This is a genomic window from Cetobacterium sp. (genome assembly GCF_051658645.1).
GTDB lineage: Bacteria > Fusobacteriota > Fusobacteriia > Fusobacteriales > Fusobacteriaceae > Cetobacterium_A.
Genome location: NZ_JBOFMZ010000050.1, coordinates 85,104 through 100,524, shown reverse-complemented (window position 1 = coordinate 100,524; position 15,421 = coordinate 85,104). Strand labels below are relative to the sequence as shown.

The following is a 15,421-nucleotide window of genomic DNA, read 5'->3' as shown; positions in this document are numbered from 1 at the left end:
TTTTTTATTTAGATTTTTTTAAAATATAACGATACAAAAAATAGCCAAAAGGTATACTTAAAATACATAAAATTTTACATGGTGTTTCTTTTAAAAAGTTTTTATTCTTACTTAGTATTGATGATGAAGTATAATGAACTGACTCTTTAAATTTATAAAAAATATTACCTTTTGGATTTTTCAAGTTTTCTATTCTATAAAATGAAAATCCTTTTGGATTATTTTTATACTGCTTAAACATATTTAAAGATGATCCATCAGCTAAATATTCAACAATACAAACTGGTTTGTTGCATAAGCCTAATAAATATCCATCAGAATCAAGCTTTGAATATTTATAATCTAATCCTACATACTTTTCATTTTCAAATATTGGATATTCATATTTTTTTATACACTCTGTTCGATAGATAAACTTTTTATCGCCTTTAATTTTATGTCGCTTATACAAATCAAAATACTTGCTTTCTTTTAAATATTTTGGAAACTCTGATCCTATAACTTCACGGCTTTCAAATAAATTCAAAGCTCCAAAACCTGCTAAACTATCTTTTTTATTTTTTTCCCAGTAATCAATTATAGTTTGCACAGCATCGTCTGTCATATAATCATCTGAGTCAATACAAACGTTAAGTTCAGTGTCTATAACTTCATAAGCTTTGTTATGAGCACCATGCATACCTTTATTCTTTTGATAATAATATCTTATCTCTATTTTGTTTTCCTTAATCCAAAGAGCTACTAGCTCTTTTGTATTATCACTTGAACCATCATCTATAACTGTCCAAATAAAATCTTTATTACTCTGTCTCAATAAACTTTCATAACATTTATGAAGAGTATAAGCTCTGTTATAAGCAGGAGTAAAAACTGTTAATATTTTTTTCATAATTACCTCTCATATATATTTAAATACTGGTCAACTGTTTTTTCTATGCTATACTCTTTTGCTTTATCACAACACCTTTTTTTTATTAAATTATAATTTTTTTTACTTTCCATTAAAATTAAAATCTTATTTTTAAGATCAATATGATTCTTAAATTGAAATAAAAGTCCATATCCTTCTACAAGCTCTTTTATTCCAGGAACATCACTTCCTATAAATGGATTTAAAAGCATCGATTCTAAAGTAGATATTGGTAATCCCTCATAAGAAGATGTTAATATTGAGACATCTGATATTTTTAAAATTTTTGGTATATCATCTCTATATCCTAAAAATTTTACTCTATCTAACAAATTTAGTTTTTCACATAATTTTTTTAACTCTTTCTCACTTTCTCCCTCTCCTAAAAATACTACTTTATATTCTTTTGGTAGTTCATTTAAAGCTTTGATTGTAGTTTCGTGATTTTTTACACTATTAAATCTTGCTATTTGAGTTATAACAATATCATCTTTTTTCAAACCAATCTCTTCTCTTTTTAAAGAATCTGCATTTAAGTACTTGTTTATATTTATTCCATTTGGTACTATATAACTTTTATATTTTATTTTTATCCAGCTTTCTAAAGATTCTTTTGTTTTTAATGTTATAGATACAACTGAATTATATCTAGAATACATCCATTTGTCTAAAAGCTTAAATAAAAATTTACCTCTTCTGTTGTTGCTTGTGCTGTGTTCTGTTGTTATAAATTTTTTATTTGAACTCAAAAAATAACTTACAAAAGCAGTCCAAAGTTGTGCAGAATAAATATGTGTATGAATTATATCATAATCTTTTAATACTTTTTTTAATCTGAATATATTTTTAAAACTATATATATCCCATTTACAACTTAGATATTTTACATCTATTCCCATATCTAAAAGTTTTGCACCATAAATACAGTTTTTACTTGTCAATAAAATTACGCTAAAATCAATTTTTCTTTTATGTAGCTCTAAAGCTATATCATATATCAATTTTTCTGCTCCACCAGATCCTAAATTATGATTTATGATAGCTAGTTTTTTCAATTTTATATACCTCTTTCATGCTTTCTAAAATATTTTCTATAGAGTATTCGTTACTCTTTAATAAATTATTTTGAGATATTTTCTTATATAACTCTTTATTTTCTAAAAGTTCTAACAAATATTTAGATGTTAATTCAGAGTCTTCTACAGGCACTAAAAAGCCATTTATAGAATTTTGAATTATATCTCTATTTCCTCTTATATCTGTTGCTATAATAGGTTTTCCTGCACTCATAGCTTCCATTACATTTCTAGGAAGTCCCTCTCTATAAGAAAGTGAACATACTAGCTCTACTGATGCTATTATATCGTTTATATCTTTTCTATAACCTAAAAAAGATATCTTCACTTCACTTTTTAAAGCTGACTCTTTTAATATTTTTTCTTCAGAGCCAACTCCTACAAATATTCCTTTTACATTTATTCCTTTTAACCTCAATTTTTCCAAAGCTTTTATAAGTTGAATCTGATTTTTATTTTTATTTAACTCACCAATTATCAATACTGTTTTTTCTGGTGCTCTTATCAACAACTCTTTTTTTATTTTATCACCATCACCCGAGCTATATTGAGATGTATCCAATCCAACTCCATTTATTTTATAAAGTCTACTATCTTTTTTTAACTTAAACTTTAAAGATTGTTTGTAGTCTTCTTCGTTTATAGTTATAAGCTTGTCTGTCCATCTTGCAGCAAGTAGTTCCATAGGATAATAAATGCACCAGTTTTTAAGTGGAGCTCCTTTATAAAAATGAAAGCCGTGAGCAGTGTATATAATATTTTTTTGATTTTCTTTCATTGCTGCATATCTTCCTAAAAAAGCAGCAACTGGAGTGTGAAAATGAATCATTTCAAAATCATTATTTTTTATCAGATCTCTCATCTCTTTTATTGCTTTAAAAGATTTTTTTGAAAATGGATTTCTACTAAATGAAATATTCACCCACTTGTTGCTTTCTAACTCTTTTGGTAGTTCTTTATAAATATTTGTAGCTATCCAAACTTCATATCCATTTTGTTCTAACATCTTTATATGAGGAATCAAAAAAGCTTCAATTGTATTTTGTATTGTAGTTACCATTAAAAATTTCTTCAATTTAATTCTCGCTTTCTATTTTAAAATTTTTGCAGGAATTCCAACAAGCTTCACATTATTTTGCTTTATATCTTTTAAAATTACTGCTCCTGCTCCAACAAGTACACTTTCAGATACCTTTACACCTTGAATAACTATAGCCCCTGCTCCTATCCAAGTTTCTTCTCCTATTAGCACCTCACCACAAAGAGTAGCATTTGGAGAAATATGAACATAGTCACTTAAAACATTATCATGCTCAACGACAGCACCACTGTTTATAATAGAATGCTTTCCTATTTTTGTGCTTGAGTTTATAATAACACCTGCCATTATAACTGATCCAGTACCTATTTCTACTGATTCAGCTATAATTGAAGTTGGGTGAATTGTAGTCATATAGTTTATATTTTTGTATTTTTCCGCTATATTTTTTCTGACACTGTTATTTCCAATTGCGATAACATAAAATATATCTTTTGGAAGTTCTAAAATCTTATCTATTTTTCCTAAAATTGAAATTCCAAAGAGTTTTTTATATAAGTTTTCTGAAAAACTATCATCTAAAATTCCTAAAATTGAAATTTTATCATCTAATATTTTTTGTCTTTGTAAAATAATGTCAATTACAACTTTTGCATGTCCTCCTGCTCCAATTATTATAACTTTTTTCATTTTTTATCACCTTTAAACTCTTCTGTTGTTGCTTCTCCAACAGCAGATATTCCATCTTTTAAGAATACTTTTTTAACTGTTAAAAACAATATTTTTATATCAAGAGAAAAATTATAGTTATGGACATATTGTACATCTAAGTTAAATTTTTCATTCCAAGATATAGCATTCCGTCCATTGATTTGAGCCCAGCCTGTTATTCCTGGTCGTACTTCGTGTCTCTGCTTTTGAAACTCATTATATCGCTCTAAATACTCTACTAATAATGGTCTTGGACCTACCAAACTCATTTCACCTTTTAATACATTCCATAGCTCTGGTAGTTCGTCTAAACTAGTAGCTCTAAGTAATTTTCCAAATTTAGGTAATCTTTCAGCATCAGATAATAAATTACCATCTTTATCTTTTGTATCGGTCATACTACGAAACTTATACATTTTGAAAATTTTTCCATTTTTTCCTGGTCTGTCTTGTTTGAATAATATTGGACTACCTAATTTTCTTTTTACCAAATACGCTATTATCAATAAAACCCACGAAAATAAAGTTAAAAATATAAGTGCTATAAAAATATCTATCAACCTTTTTATAAGCCCTCTATACATTATTTAACCACCTCTATTTTATCGCCTTCTTTTACAGCAAAAGGATTTAAAATTATTTTTGTACCTTCTGATAAATTTAAAACTTCATAGTCGCTATCCCCTTCAGCTCCTATTTCAACTATTTTTTTAACTGCTTTATCATCTTTTAAAACAAAAACATATTTATCACCGTTTTCTTCTCGAACAGAAAATTTCTTTACCAACAAATAATTTTCTTGAGCTGAATTTGAAACTTCTACTTCAACCATATATCCTGGCTTTAAGCTTTTAAGATTTTCATCTTTTAGTTCTATCTCTGCATCAATCCCCAATCTATTAGAGCTTTCTGTTGCAAAATTTGAAACTCTAGAAATTTCCCCATTATATTTTTCTGTTCCACTAAAATCTGAAAATTTTACTCTCACTTTTTGACCAATCTTTATTTTTGAAGCTTGATAAACAGGAACTCTAATATTTACAATATAATTTTCCCCAGAAGAAAGCATTCCTATACTCTGTAGTCTTTCTAACTTTTCTTCTGGATAAACAGAAAACTTTGTTAATATACCAGACTTTTGAGCTTTTACTCCTTCTCTTGCTTCTAAAAGTGCTCGTTCATAGATAAGCACTTCTTTTTTTAAACTTTCATACGCAGATTTAAGTTTTTCCTCTTTATATTGTAAATCTTTTTGAACACTATCTTTTGTAAGCACTAACAGTTTATATTTTTGTTCGTCGAGCTCTTGCTTCATTTTTAAACTTTCATAAGCTGCTATTTTTGTTAATAGCTCGGTTTTTTTCTCTTCAAGCTCAAAAACTGATACACTTTCTTCTTTTAAGAACTCTGTATACATTTGAACTACTTTTTCTGAATTTGCTATGCTGCTTTTTAAAATCGGCAGCTCATCTTTTCCTTTTTTTATTTCATACTCTAAAGCTTTAATTTCAAGCTCTCTGTTTCTGATTCCTGTTTCTTTTTTCTGAACATCATAATTTATCAACTCATTTTCCAACATATCAAGCTCTAACTTTGCTGTTGACAGCTTTATTTCATTTTCTGTTATAGCACTTGATTTATACGTAAAAAGTATATCCCCCGATTTTACTGAATCCCCTTCTTTCACAAAAACTGAATCTGCTATTCCTGCAGATGATGATAGTAACTGTGTTTTATCACCTGGAAAAACTTTTCCACTGTATACGCTCCTATTTTCTATGCTTTTTCTTTCTATTAACGCTATTTTTACTTTTTTAACAGGATTTTCTTCGTTTTTACAACCTGTTAAAAATATAATCAAAATTACGAATATATATTTTTTCATTTTAACTCCTCAATTTTAACTAATCAAGTTTTTTAACTTTAGATTAAGTAAAAACAGCTGTTGCTGCTCTTTATATAAATTTTCTTCTTCTGCTTTTAAGCTATTTACACTATCTAAATACTCGTTACTTTTCATCATTCTATTTTCAAATCTACTTGTGTCTAACTTTAAGTTTTCTCTTAAAAGCTCAATTTTTTTCTTTTTAACTTCTAACGACAGCTTTGCCATTTTTAATGCTTCAAAGTTTTCACGAATTTCTAAAGTCAAATTTGCAACTCTTTCTTTATGATCCATCTCTGAAATTTTAACATTGTTATTGCTTACTTCAATATCATTAAGTGTATTTCCCCAGTCAAACGTCCAATTAAATCCAACTAAAAATCTTCCACCTTTTTCACTGTATCCAGCGTCTTCAAATCGATACTCAGGCTTTATATAAAACTTTGGAAGTAGTTCTGCTTTTGCTATTTTATTGTCGTATATTGTATTTTCTATTTGAAGTTCTGTTATTCTTGATTTTATACTCATTTTTAATCCTTTATTTTGAATAACTTCTATTTCACCGAGGCTTTTATCTAAATATAATTTTGAAGAGTCAACTTCTTTAAAATCAATATCTCTATCTAATTCCATACCCATTTGAGTATATAACTTTTGTTTTAAAACATTTTGATTATGCTTGCTTGATAAGAGTTGAATTTTATTTTCTTCTATATCTATCTCTATTTTTAAAAGTTCATTTTTAGGAATTAAATTTCCACCGTTTAGCATTCTACTTAATTTACTTCTATGTCCATTTAAAATATTTTGTGTTTTTTCAATGTACTCTATTTTCTTTGTTATTGATAAATACTCAAAATATGTTGAAATAACTGCTTCTTCTAAAGTAGACCATGCTTTTTTTCTGTTTAGTTCGGCTATTTCTAAATTATTTTTCTTTATTCTATATTCATTTAATCCTTGTCTTCCTAAATCAAGATCTATTTTCATCGAAATAACTTCAGGTCCAACACCTTTGTCAGCGATTTCTGAAAGTTCTCCCTCTGCTCCAAAGTCTATACTAGGTAAAAATCTTTTTTTGTAATAGTTTTTAGTTGTAATTACATTATTCTCTATTGTCAAATCTTGTTTTTTCATAATAAAGTTATTTTCATAAACTTTTTTAATTACTTCATTTAGCTCTAAACTTTGACAGTATACGCTTGATGAAGCTAAAACCATAACTGAAACTATTTTTTTGTACATTTTCTCCCTCCTCATTTTTATAATAATCTTTATAATAAGAATAGTTATATGAATAATATCCATACTCTCCATAAGAGTATCCTTCATTTGAAACCTTATTAATAACTACTCCGTAAATTCTTGCCGCTGCGGTTTTTAGCATTTTTTTTGCAAATTCGAGTTCGACTTTATGAACTTGATCATAACTCACAACAAATACAACTCCATCTGCTTGTTGAGATATAATAGCTCCATCTGTTCCAACAGCAAGTGGTGGAGTATCAATTACAATTAAATCATATGATTTTTTAAGTTCTTCAATACACTTTTGAAATTTATCAGTTAAAAATAGCTCGGTTGTATTTTCTAGATTTTTTCCTCCTGTTATAACATCAAGGTTTTCTCGAACACCTTTAATTAAAACATCTTGGATTGTCTTTTTTCCTAAAAGCATATCTACAATTCCATATTGAGCATCAATATCATAACTTTTATCTATTCTTGGTCTTTTTACATCACAGTCTAAAATCAGTACTTTTTTCCCACCGATAGCTTCACTTAAAGCGTAATTTGAAGCGATTGTTGTTTTTCCCTCTTTTGGAATTGAAGAAGTAAATACAATAACTTTTTTGTTGCTCATATCTATAAAATTTATATTTGTTCTAATCAAACGAATTGACTCTCTTACTTCTTTTAAGTATTCGTTATCGAAAAATATATCTCTTTTTACCGCTGTTTTTGGATAAAATTTCTTTAGATTTGGTATTACTCCAATTGTTTTTGTTTCTAGTATATTTTCAATCTCTTCTGAACGTCTTAGCTTTCTGTTAAAAAGTTCAATTAAAATTGAAAGTCCAATACCTAATGCTGCTCCTAGAAAACTTGCTGCAAATAGTATTTTTATTTTTTTTATTGGAGCAGGGTATCTTGGAACTTCTGCTTTTTCAAGTATTTTTAAATTTGATCTACTTAAAATCTCTTCAACTCGGTTTATAAACTCTGTTGCAACTTCATTTGTTATAGCAGCTGTTAAACCTGGCTCTGAGCCTGTATAACTTAGTTTTATAAACTCTGTTCCTCTTACTGGAGCAATATTAATTCCCGCTGCAATCGAGCCAGAAGACATATTCAAACCATATTTTTGTACAACTCTTTCTGTTATTGACTTACTTTTAGCTATTTCAAGTAAAGTTGCCATACTTTCAAGATTTTTTGAGTCATCAAACATATTATTTCTGATCATTAATGTTGCCATAGCAGAATAAACAACTGGTCTTCCTGATATATATTTTATTCCAACAGTAAAAAATATTACTGATGACAAAACTATTATTTTCCAACGTCTTTTTAATATAAATACAATATCTACTAAATCAACTTTGAACTCATTTGAGTTTTCCATTCACCCACCCCTAATTATTATTTTTATACTTTTTTAAAAGCTTTATTACAATTTCTACCTCTTCTGATGTTAAATTTGATGAACATGGAATATTTAATATTCTATCGTGATAAAATTTTGCTGTTTCTATAGAATGAGCTTCATGATATCTATATGGCTTTTGTTCGTGAATCAATCCCCAAATTGGTCTTGTCGCTACACCTTCTTCGATAAGCTTTAATAAAAGTTCATCTTTACTTATACCATAAACTTCTTTTTGAACTAAAACCGAGTAAAACCAATAATTTGGTCTTATATCATCATTAAATCGAATTAATTCTAGCCCCTCTATTGCATCTATTTCACTTTTGTATAAATCATAGTTTCTAGTCTTAACTTCTATAAAATCTTCTAAGCTATCAATTTGACTCGTTCCTAAAGCAGCTTGTAAATTAAGCATTCTATAGTTATATCCAATTTCATCATGTATAAAATAAAGCTCATCTGTCTTAGCTTGAGTAGTTAAAAATTTTATTTTATTTAATAACTCTTCGTTGTGAGAAACAACCATTCCCCCTCCACCTGTTGTTATTATCTTATTTGCATTAAAAGAATAAACTCCTAAATCGCCTATTGTTCCAGCGTGTTTTCCTTTATATCTACCATCTAAATAATAGCTTCCTAGTGCTTCAGTTGCATCTTCTAAAACTTTAAAATTAAACTCCGCTGCTAATTCCATTATTCTTTCCATGTTTGCAGTATTTCCAAATACATGCACAACTATAATCGCTGCTATTCTTGCAGAAGTTTTTTTATTATAAGTTGTATTTTCTTTTCTAATACATTCTTCTCTTAAAAAAAATTCTAAAGCATTTGGATCAATGCAAAGCGTATCATCACATCCTATAAAAACTGGAGTTGCATGCTGATAAACAACTGGGTTTACAGCTGCTATAAAAGTTAATGTTGGTACTAAAACTTCATCTCCTGATTCTACTCCTAAAACTCTAAGTGCTGTATGTAGCGCCGCTGTTCCTGATTGTACTCCTACAGCTGATTGTACTCCTACATATTTCGCTATTTTTTCTTCAAATTCCTCTATAAATCTTCCACCTGTTGATACCCATCCAGATTCAATACACTCTTTTAGATTGCTTAAAATTGACTCTGCATCTAAATTAGGTACTGACAAATTAATTTTTTGTTTCATTTTTTGTCTCCCTATAACTAACTACAAAATCTTTCATCAAACTTTTTAACTCTTCTTTTTTTATACTTTTTAATGCTGTTTCTAATTTTTTTAAATGATAATCTAAATCGATGTTCATTTTATCTATATTAGTGATAAATATTTTATTATTTTCTGTTTTTATTGCAGCTTTTACATCATATAAAAGCTCTTCATAAAGTTTTTCTCCTGGTCTTAGTCCAACTATATCAATATCTATGGCTGCATTTGATAATTCAATCATAGATTTTGCTAAATCTATAATCTTGATTGGTTCTCCCATATCTAAAATAAATAGTTCACCTCCATCACCAAGAGAACCAGCTTCTATAACAAGCTGAGCTGCTTCAGATATTGTCATAAAATATCTTGTTATATCTTTGTGAGTAAGTGTCAAGTTTTTTCCTGAATTTATTAAATTTTTAAATATTGGTATAACTGAACCGTTACTTCCTAAAACATTTCCAAATCTAACCGCCATAAATTTTGTAATTGATCGCTTGTTCATCTCTTCTATTATAAGTTCACAAGCTCTTTTTGTTGCTCCCATAATATTTGTTGGATTTACAGCTTTATCTGTGGAAATAAGCACAAATTTTTCTACTTTATATTTTATTGCTGTTTCAGTTAAATTTTTAGTTCCAAATATATTATTTTTTATAGCTTCTTCTGGATTGTGTTCCATCAAAGGAACATGTTTGTGAGCTGCTGCATGAAACACTAAATTTGGTTTATATATTTCAAATAATAAATCTAATTTTGAAAGCTCTCTAATATTACAAATTTCACTCTGTATATTCAAATCTGGATATTTTGCTTTTAACTCTAAATCTAAAAAATAAAGATCATTTTCATTTACATCTATAGTTATAAGCTGCTTTGGTTTTTGTTTTGATATTTGCCTTGATAATTCACTACCTATACTTCCCGCTGCTCCTGTTACCAAAACTACTTTACCCTTTATAAATTGGCTAATATTTTTTCCATTTATAACAATTTGTTCTCTTCCAAGTAAGTCTTCTATACTAATATCTCTTATCTGTTTTGATAAATTTGAGTTTGATAATATCTCTCCAAATTGAGGTAGTATTTTTACTTTTATTTTTTTTTCTTTACATCTTTCAACAATATATTTTATTTTATGCTTATCAATATCTGATATTGCAATTATCAAATCTTTTACATTTTTTACTTCTAATATATTTTCTAATTTATCTATATTACCCAAAACTTTTATTCCGTTTAAATAAGTTCCATTTTTACTTGTATCATCATCTAAAAATCCAATTATTTTATATCCAAATTCTCTATTTATTTTACTTTCTCTAATCAAATTTACACCCATTTCTCCAGCACCATATATAATAACATTTTTTTTTATTTTATAATTAATTTTTCTGGGCAACTCATAAGTACGATTTAACCTAAAAATAAATCTTGAACTTAATTGTAACATTACTGTTAAAATAAATATTAAGATGACTATTCCTCTTGAATATTCAATTTGAAAGCCTAGCATATAAAATGCTGTAAATATAAAAGTCAAAAAATGTGTGTATATTAATGTTAAAACATCTAAAGAATTAGTAAAACTCCAACTTTTCATGCAATCCTTTTTTAAAAGATAAAACAATATAAAAAAAGTTCCATATACTAAAACATATTCTTTTTTAGCATTACTCATCCAATTTGATTCAAATCTTATTATGAGTGATAAAAATACCCCTAATATTAAAGTAAAAATATCAATTCCCATTCTTATAAAACCTCTTTTATTTGGAAATATTTTACTTAATAGTTTTTCTGCTTTCATTTTCATTCCTTTCTTAAGAAATTTCATAAAAAAAGCCAATCAATAAATTGACTGACTTTTATTATAATTAGTTTAATAATTCTAATGTTTTATAATTTCAGCGTTTCTTTACTTTCTTTTATTTATATGAATATGGTGTGTTCTGAGAGCTTGTTAAATTTGACGCTGCTGTATTAGCTATATTTCCTGCTATTCCTGCCATTCCTGCACTAGATGACATTCCTGATTCTCCACCTGCTACTGAATCTCCCATTCCAAATGCTGCCATGAATGATTCACCTTTACTTATAGTAACTCCTGTTGACTCACTCGTTACAGATGTAATTTCTGAAGTACTTTCACTTTTTTCTGATTTTTTGCTTTTTTCTTTGTTCTCGGCAAAAGTTAAACTTGTCGTTATTAACAATGCCATAGATACTAATAAAAATCTTTTCATCGTCTCACCTCCTAGAATATATATGCTGCTGCTATTGATCCAATCGCTGCAATTTTATCATTTGGTCCTTGTTCAGTTAAATTTGTAACTCCTAAGTTAACTGAAATAGGATATTGAGGAAACGGTACTGTGCTTATTCCAGTTGTTAAAACATTTGATGTATAGTCTACGATTAAACTAAGCTGTGGTAATACGTAAACCGCAACTGCTCCAAAAGCTCCTAGCTTGTCTTTTCTATCACTATCTTCAATGTTTATATCAGCAAACGAGTTGTTTCCAAAACCAGCTGTTACTGCTACTGGCGCTAATAAGTTTGGTAATAACTTTGTAGTTGCTAAGTAGAAACTTGGATTTTGATTCTCACCATCTTTTGAACTAGCATGCCATAAATCTACTCCATTCATCCCCGCTGAAACTCCTAATCCAAACTGCTGGAAATTATGTCCTACATTTATGTTAAAATCACCTCTATTAAATGCTCCACCATCTCTAGGATCAATACTTCCAACTCCGATTGATGCTGATCCCCCAATATTGTTTGCATCTCCGAATCCCATTCCTAGTGCTAGCGCTCCGTCTGTGTCATTCGAATCTCTTCTCGCTGATAACCCCATAAATGCCGCTCCATAACTTCCCACTAATCCTGATGGTACTCCCATAGAGAATGCTGGTAGTGTTGCCATTTCATGAAAATTATCTGCTAAATACATAAAAGGTTTATCACTTTTGCTTTCTTTTGCAAAGATTGCTGTTGTTGAACCTGTTAATGTTGTAATTTCAGCACAAAACACGCTTGATGATAGTACCATTGCACTTAATAAAGCTTTTTTTATCATTTTACACCTCTCTTTTTAAATAAATATGAATTTATTTTTTCAGTATATTATACTCTAAAAAATAAAGATTATCTACTTGAAATAAAATAAAATAAAATAAAAATTTCTTCAATAGTGTTTGACAAACGTATTTTTAGTCTTTATAATAACCTTTGAAGAATATATATTTAATCTATCGAGCGGGAAAGGTCTATGAAATTAGACATAGCTACAAAACATCTTAGAATATTGAATTTAATTTATTTTACAAAAGGTGAAAACCTAGAATTTTTAGAGAGTTGCCTCGGAATTTTTAGACCTAATCTAAACAACTACTTAAAAGATATACATAGTATAATTCCTAATTCTAAAAAAACTGGAAAAATGGATTTAATAATTAAAGATATATTAGATACGCCGAATCTTTATAATCTTTTAATTCAAAACCAAGGTGTTTCAAAAGAGGATCGAATTTTCTTTTTAACTTTAAAATTATTAATAACAAGTTCTTTGAATCTAGATTTACTTTCTAAAAGTTTAAATGTTTCACGTCGAACACTAAATGGTGATTTGATAACTATAAAAGAAAATTTAAACTTTTTTGATTTGAAAGTCACGAGTTTTGCTGGAAAAGGTATTTTCTTAGAAGGTGAATTTTTAAATATTAAAAAATCTCTTTCTTGTTATATTTATAAATACTTTGTTGAAGAAGAATATCTACCGCCTATTTTTAATGCTCATTTTTCAGATGTTTTACAAAATATTGAAGCTGAAACTACATTAAATGTAGATATTGAAAATTTAGTATCTCATTTTAACTTTGATGGTTTTTTCTATAATCGTTTGTTATTAAAAGCTTTTTACTATAGCTTTTACTATCTAGATTCATCTTATAGTTCTGACAACAGAACTTTAGAAAATTCTCTTAAAAATAAATTTGAATTTGAAACTTATTTTTCTAAAGTTTTTGAAAAATCAGAGTTGGATAGATTTCATGACTATCTTCATAGTTCAATTTTTAAAAATGTCTATTTAGAAGAGATTAGTTGTTTTATAAATATACTTAAAATATGTTCAGGAAATTTTGCAGAAGAGTCTGTATTTTTAAATGATCACATTTTAATTTGGAAAAAAATAATTTTAGATTCTATCGAGTTAAAAATAACAGAAAATGATATTTTAAAATTTAAAAATTTTATTCTCAGAATTGGATTCTCAAAAAAACAGAGCCATTATCTCGAAGTATATGAACTCGAATTTTTAAAGATAAATATAGATGCGAACACTAGAAAAGAGTGTATCAATCTTTACAACGAGTTTAAAAAATACTATTGGAACATCTCTTTTACAGATGTTTTTATGCTATATTTTTTAATTACATCTCTTGAAAAAAAAGAGAAAAAAGATATTTTTGTATTGTATAAAGAGATTCCAAAATATCTTTTGAATAGTTTAAAAGAAAAGTTAGAATTAAAACACAGTGTTAACATTAAAGAGTTTGTAAATCTATCTTTTTTTGAAGAGTTCAAAAAAAATAATAACGTAAGGACGGTAGGAGTTTTTAAAGATCTTAATCTTTTAGACAACTCCCTTGAAGTTATTCATTTAGATTTAAAATTCTAATTTCTTATTAAAACTGCAGGAGTTTTTATCAAAGCTCCTGTATTAAAATCTAAAAGCTGCAACTCAATATTTTCTTTTATTAACGCTGAAGTTCCTATAGCTAAATTCTCTACTTCTAAACCTCTATCTGTTGCGAGCATTTTTATACTATCACCTGCAACGTAAGTTGATCTTAAAATACTTTCAACACCTACCAATCCACTGTTTAAACGTCGCTCTACATTTTCAAATCCTATTCCCCTACCACGTAACTCTATTAAAATTGATAAACTTCCTTTTAATCCATACATATTACGAGCTAATTTTAAGTCTGAAGTAGCTCTATATAAGGTAAGAATATTTTCATTATCTGGTTTTTTAAATGGATTGTAATATAAATCTGAAGTATAACCTTTTGATTTTAAATCTACCATCATCTTATCTATTATACCTCTAGAGTATTTTTTCAAGTCTTCTGGATAATTCGGATTTGTTGTCTCTAAAGTTAAAATATCATAAAATGGTACAGCCTTAGTTTTTACAACACCATCATACGATTCTACATCTGCAATATACTCGTGTATATCTACAAAAACTTCTGGCTTAAATAGGTTATAAGCAAATCTTAACGCCGCTGCTTCTATTGTATTTAAATCTAGATGATCTGCGTTTATATCTTTGCCTTCTCCAGAAACTCTGGTAAACTTTTTAACACCATCTGGATTTATTCTTGGTAATACTACTATATTTATACGCTCTAAAAGATAATTTAAATCACCTAGTGCAATTCTATTTATACTCGCCATTAAAACATCAGTGCCCATAGGCTCATCAGCGTGTTGTGCAGCTATCAGCATAACTGTTGGTTTTTCATTTTGAGTTTTATCAAATGTTATACTTTTATTTTTAGATAATGCTATAACAGGCAGATAATGTTCTCCAGATGTTGGACCATACAAATTTACAACTGTACTCTTATTACTTGTATGAATACCTCCTAAATAATCGAGCATCTCTTTTTGAGTTGTAAAATTGCGCTTTTCTCCGATGACAGATGGAGTAGATACAATTGGAATCTCTTTCTGGAAATGAGCTTTTAAAGCTTCTGGCTCTTTATAACTCTCTCCTAAAAATCCAAAAACTACCTGAGATAATAATAAAAAGTAGCTTAATTTTTTCATTTAATCACATCCTCAAAAATTTTCTTTTTTCTAATTATTCTTTTCAATTTTTTATTCATCTTTCCTTTATGAAAATATATTTTCATTTTCAGACGTTAAAAAAAGAATTGACTTTTTAGA

14 protein-coding genes are annotated in these 15,421 nt (G+C 27.9%); 1 reads left to right on the top strand and 13 read right to left on the bottom strand.

Annotation, left to right across the window (positions count from 1 at the left end):
• Positions 1-4: 4 nt before the first annotated feature.
• From ACRCZX_RS05960 to ACRCZX_RS05905, 12 genes are all read right to left on the bottom strand, one after another.
• Positions 5-889: a glycosyltransferase family A protein gene (locus ACRCZX_RS05960; RefSeq protein WP_438582020.1), complete on the bottom strand. Its 885-nt coding sequence runs from the start codon at positions 887-889 to the stop codon at positions 5-7.
• 2 nt (positions 890-891) lie between these two features.
• Positions 892-1,965 (bottom strand): glycosyltransferase, encoded by a 1,074-nt coding sequence (locus tag ACRCZX_RS05955; RefSeq protein ID WP_438582019.1) that lies wholly within the window; start codon positions 1,963-1,965, stop codon positions 892-894.
• The gene (locus tag ACRCZX_RS05950; RefSeq protein WP_438582018.1) at positions 1,937-3,061 is read right to left on the bottom strand and encodes a glycosyltransferase family 4 protein; all 1,125 of its coding nucleotides are present in this window, start codon (positions 3,059-3,061) and stop codon (positions 1,937-1,939) included. Before ACRCZX_RS05950 ends, ACRCZX_RS05955 begins: the two co-directional genes overlap by 29 nt.
• A gap of 15 nt (positions 3,062-3,076) precedes the next feature.
• The gene (locus ACRCZX_RS05945; protein WP_438582017.1) at positions 3,077-3,715 is read right to left on the bottom strand and encodes an acetyltransferase; all 639 of its coding nucleotides are present in this window, start codon (positions 3,713-3,715) and stop codon (positions 3,077-3,079) included.
• Entirely contained in the window at positions 3,712-4,320 is a 609-nt protein-coding gene (locus ACRCZX_RS05940; RefSeq protein WP_438582016.1) for a sugar transferase, read from the bottom strand. The genes ACRCZX_RS05945 and ACRCZX_RS05940 overlap by 4 nt, the downstream gene beginning before the upstream one ends.
• The gene (locus ACRCZX_RS05935; RefSeq protein ID WP_438582015.1) at positions 4,320-5,621 is read right to left on the bottom strand and encodes an efflux RND transporter periplasmic adaptor subunit; all 1,302 of its coding nucleotides are present in this window, start codon (positions 5,619-5,621) and stop codon (positions 4,320-4,322) included. The genes ACRCZX_RS05940 and ACRCZX_RS05935 overlap by 1 nt, the downstream gene beginning before the upstream one ends.
• A 15-nt stretch (positions 5,622-5,636) precedes the next feature.
• Complete coding sequence (locus ACRCZX_RS05930) at positions 5,637-6,866, bottom strand: TolC family protein (RefSeq protein WP_438582014.1); 1,230 nt, start codon at positions 6,864-6,866, stop codon at positions 5,637-5,639.
• Positions 6,793-8,247 (bottom strand): polysaccharide biosynthesis tyrosine autokinase, encoded by a 1,455-nt coding sequence (locus tag ACRCZX_RS05925; protein WP_438582013.1) that lies wholly within the window; start codon positions 8,245-8,247, stop codon positions 6,793-6,795. Before ACRCZX_RS05925 ends, ACRCZX_RS05930 begins: the two co-directional genes overlap by 74 nt.
• A gap of 10 nt (positions 8,248-8,257) precedes the next feature.
• The gene (locus ACRCZX_RS05920) at positions 8,258-9,436 is read right to left on the bottom strand and encodes a LegC family aminotransferase (protein WP_438582012.1); all 1,179 of its coding nucleotides are present in this window, start codon (positions 9,434-9,436) and stop codon (positions 8,258-8,260) included.
• Positions 9,420-11,267, bottom strand: a complete 1,848-nt coding sequence (locus ACRCZX_RS05915; protein ID WP_438582011.1) for a polysaccharide biosynthesis protein — start codon at positions 11,265-11,267, stop codon at positions 9,420-9,422. The genes ACRCZX_RS05920 and ACRCZX_RS05915 overlap by 17 nt, the downstream gene beginning before the upstream one ends.
• A 118-nt stretch (positions 11,268-11,385) precedes the next feature.
• Complete coding sequence (locus tag ACRCZX_RS05910; RefSeq protein WP_438582010.1) at positions 11,386-11,703, bottom strand: hypothetical protein; 318 nt, start codon at positions 11,701-11,703, stop codon at positions 11,386-11,388.
• Between the two features lie 11 nt (positions 11,704-11,714).
• Positions 11,715-12,539 (bottom strand): hypothetical protein, encoded by an 825-nt coding sequence (locus ACRCZX_RS05905; RefSeq protein ID WP_438582009.1) that lies wholly within the window; start codon positions 12,537-12,539, stop codon positions 11,715-11,717.
• Positions 12,540-12,731: 192 nt separating this feature from the next.
• Here ACRCZX_RS05905 and ACRCZX_RS05900 point away from each other — a divergent pair, with 192 nt between their 5' ends.
• Positions 12,732-14,141 carry a hypothetical protein gene (locus ACRCZX_RS05900; protein ID WP_438582008.1) on the top strand — a complete coding sequence of 470 codons (1,410 nt, stop codon included), beginning with the start codon at positions 12,732-12,734 and terminating at the stop codon, positions 14,139-14,141.
• On the opposite strand, the gene ACRCZX_RS05895 is transcribed toward ACRCZX_RS05900, so the two are convergent.
• Entirely contained in the window at positions 14,138-15,301 is a 1,164-nt protein-coding gene (locus tag ACRCZX_RS05895) for a M14 family zinc carboxypeptidase (RefSeq protein WP_438582007.1), read from the bottom strand. The genes ACRCZX_RS05900 and ACRCZX_RS05895 overlap by 4 nt on opposite strands.
• Between the last annotated feature and the right edge of the window lie 120 nt (positions 15,302-15,421).

Bases quoted from the DNA above. Each gene is read 5' to 3' on its own strand.
- ACRCZX_RS05920 (WP_438582012.1), bottom strand. From the start codon at position 9,436: ATGAAACAAAAAATTAATTTGTCAGTACCTAATTTAGATGCAGAGTCA.
- ACRCZX_RS05945 (WP_438582017.1), bottom strand. From the start codon at position 3,715: ATGAAAAAAGTTATAATAATTGGAGCAGGAGGACATGCAAAAGTTGTA.
- ACRCZX_RS05915 (WP_438582011.1), bottom strand. From the start codon at position 11,267: ATGAAAGCAGAAAAACTATTAAGTAAAATATTTCCAAATAAAAGAGGT.
- ACRCZX_RS05940 (WP_438582016.1), bottom strand. From the start codon at position 4,320: ATGTATAGAGGGCTTATAAAAAGGTTGATAGATATTTTTATAGCACTT.
- ACRCZX_RS05935 (WP_438582015.1), bottom strand. From the start codon at position 5,621: ATGAAAAAATATATATTCGTAATTTTGATTATATTTTTAACAGGTTGT.
- ACRCZX_RS05910 (WP_438582010.1), bottom strand. From the start codon at position 11,703: ATGAAAAGATTTTTATTAGTATCTATGGCATTGTTAATAACGACAAGT.
- ACRCZX_RS05900 (WP_438582008.1), top strand. From the start codon at position 12,732: ATGAAATTAGACATAGCTACAAAACATCTTAGAATATTGAATTTAATT.
- ACRCZX_RS05895 (WP_438582007.1), bottom strand. From the start codon at position 15,301: ATGAAAAAATTAAGCTACTTTTTATTATTATCTCAGGTAGTTTTTGGA.
- ACRCZX_RS05960 (WP_438582020.1), bottom strand. From the start codon at position 889: ATGAAAAAAATATTAACAGTTTTTACTCCTGCTTATAACAGAGCTTAT.
- ACRCZX_RS05905 (WP_438582009.1), bottom strand. From the start codon at position 12,539: ATGATAAAAAAAGCTTTATTAAGTGCAATGGTACTATCATCAAGCGTG.
- ACRCZX_RS05930 (WP_438582014.1), bottom strand. From the start codon at position 6,866: ATGTACAAAAAAATAGTTTCAGTTATGGTTTTAGCTTCATCAAGCGTA.
- ACRCZX_RS05925 (WP_438582013.1), bottom strand. From the start codon at position 8,247: ATGGAAAACTCAAATGAGTTCAAAGTTGATTTAGTAGATATTGTATTT.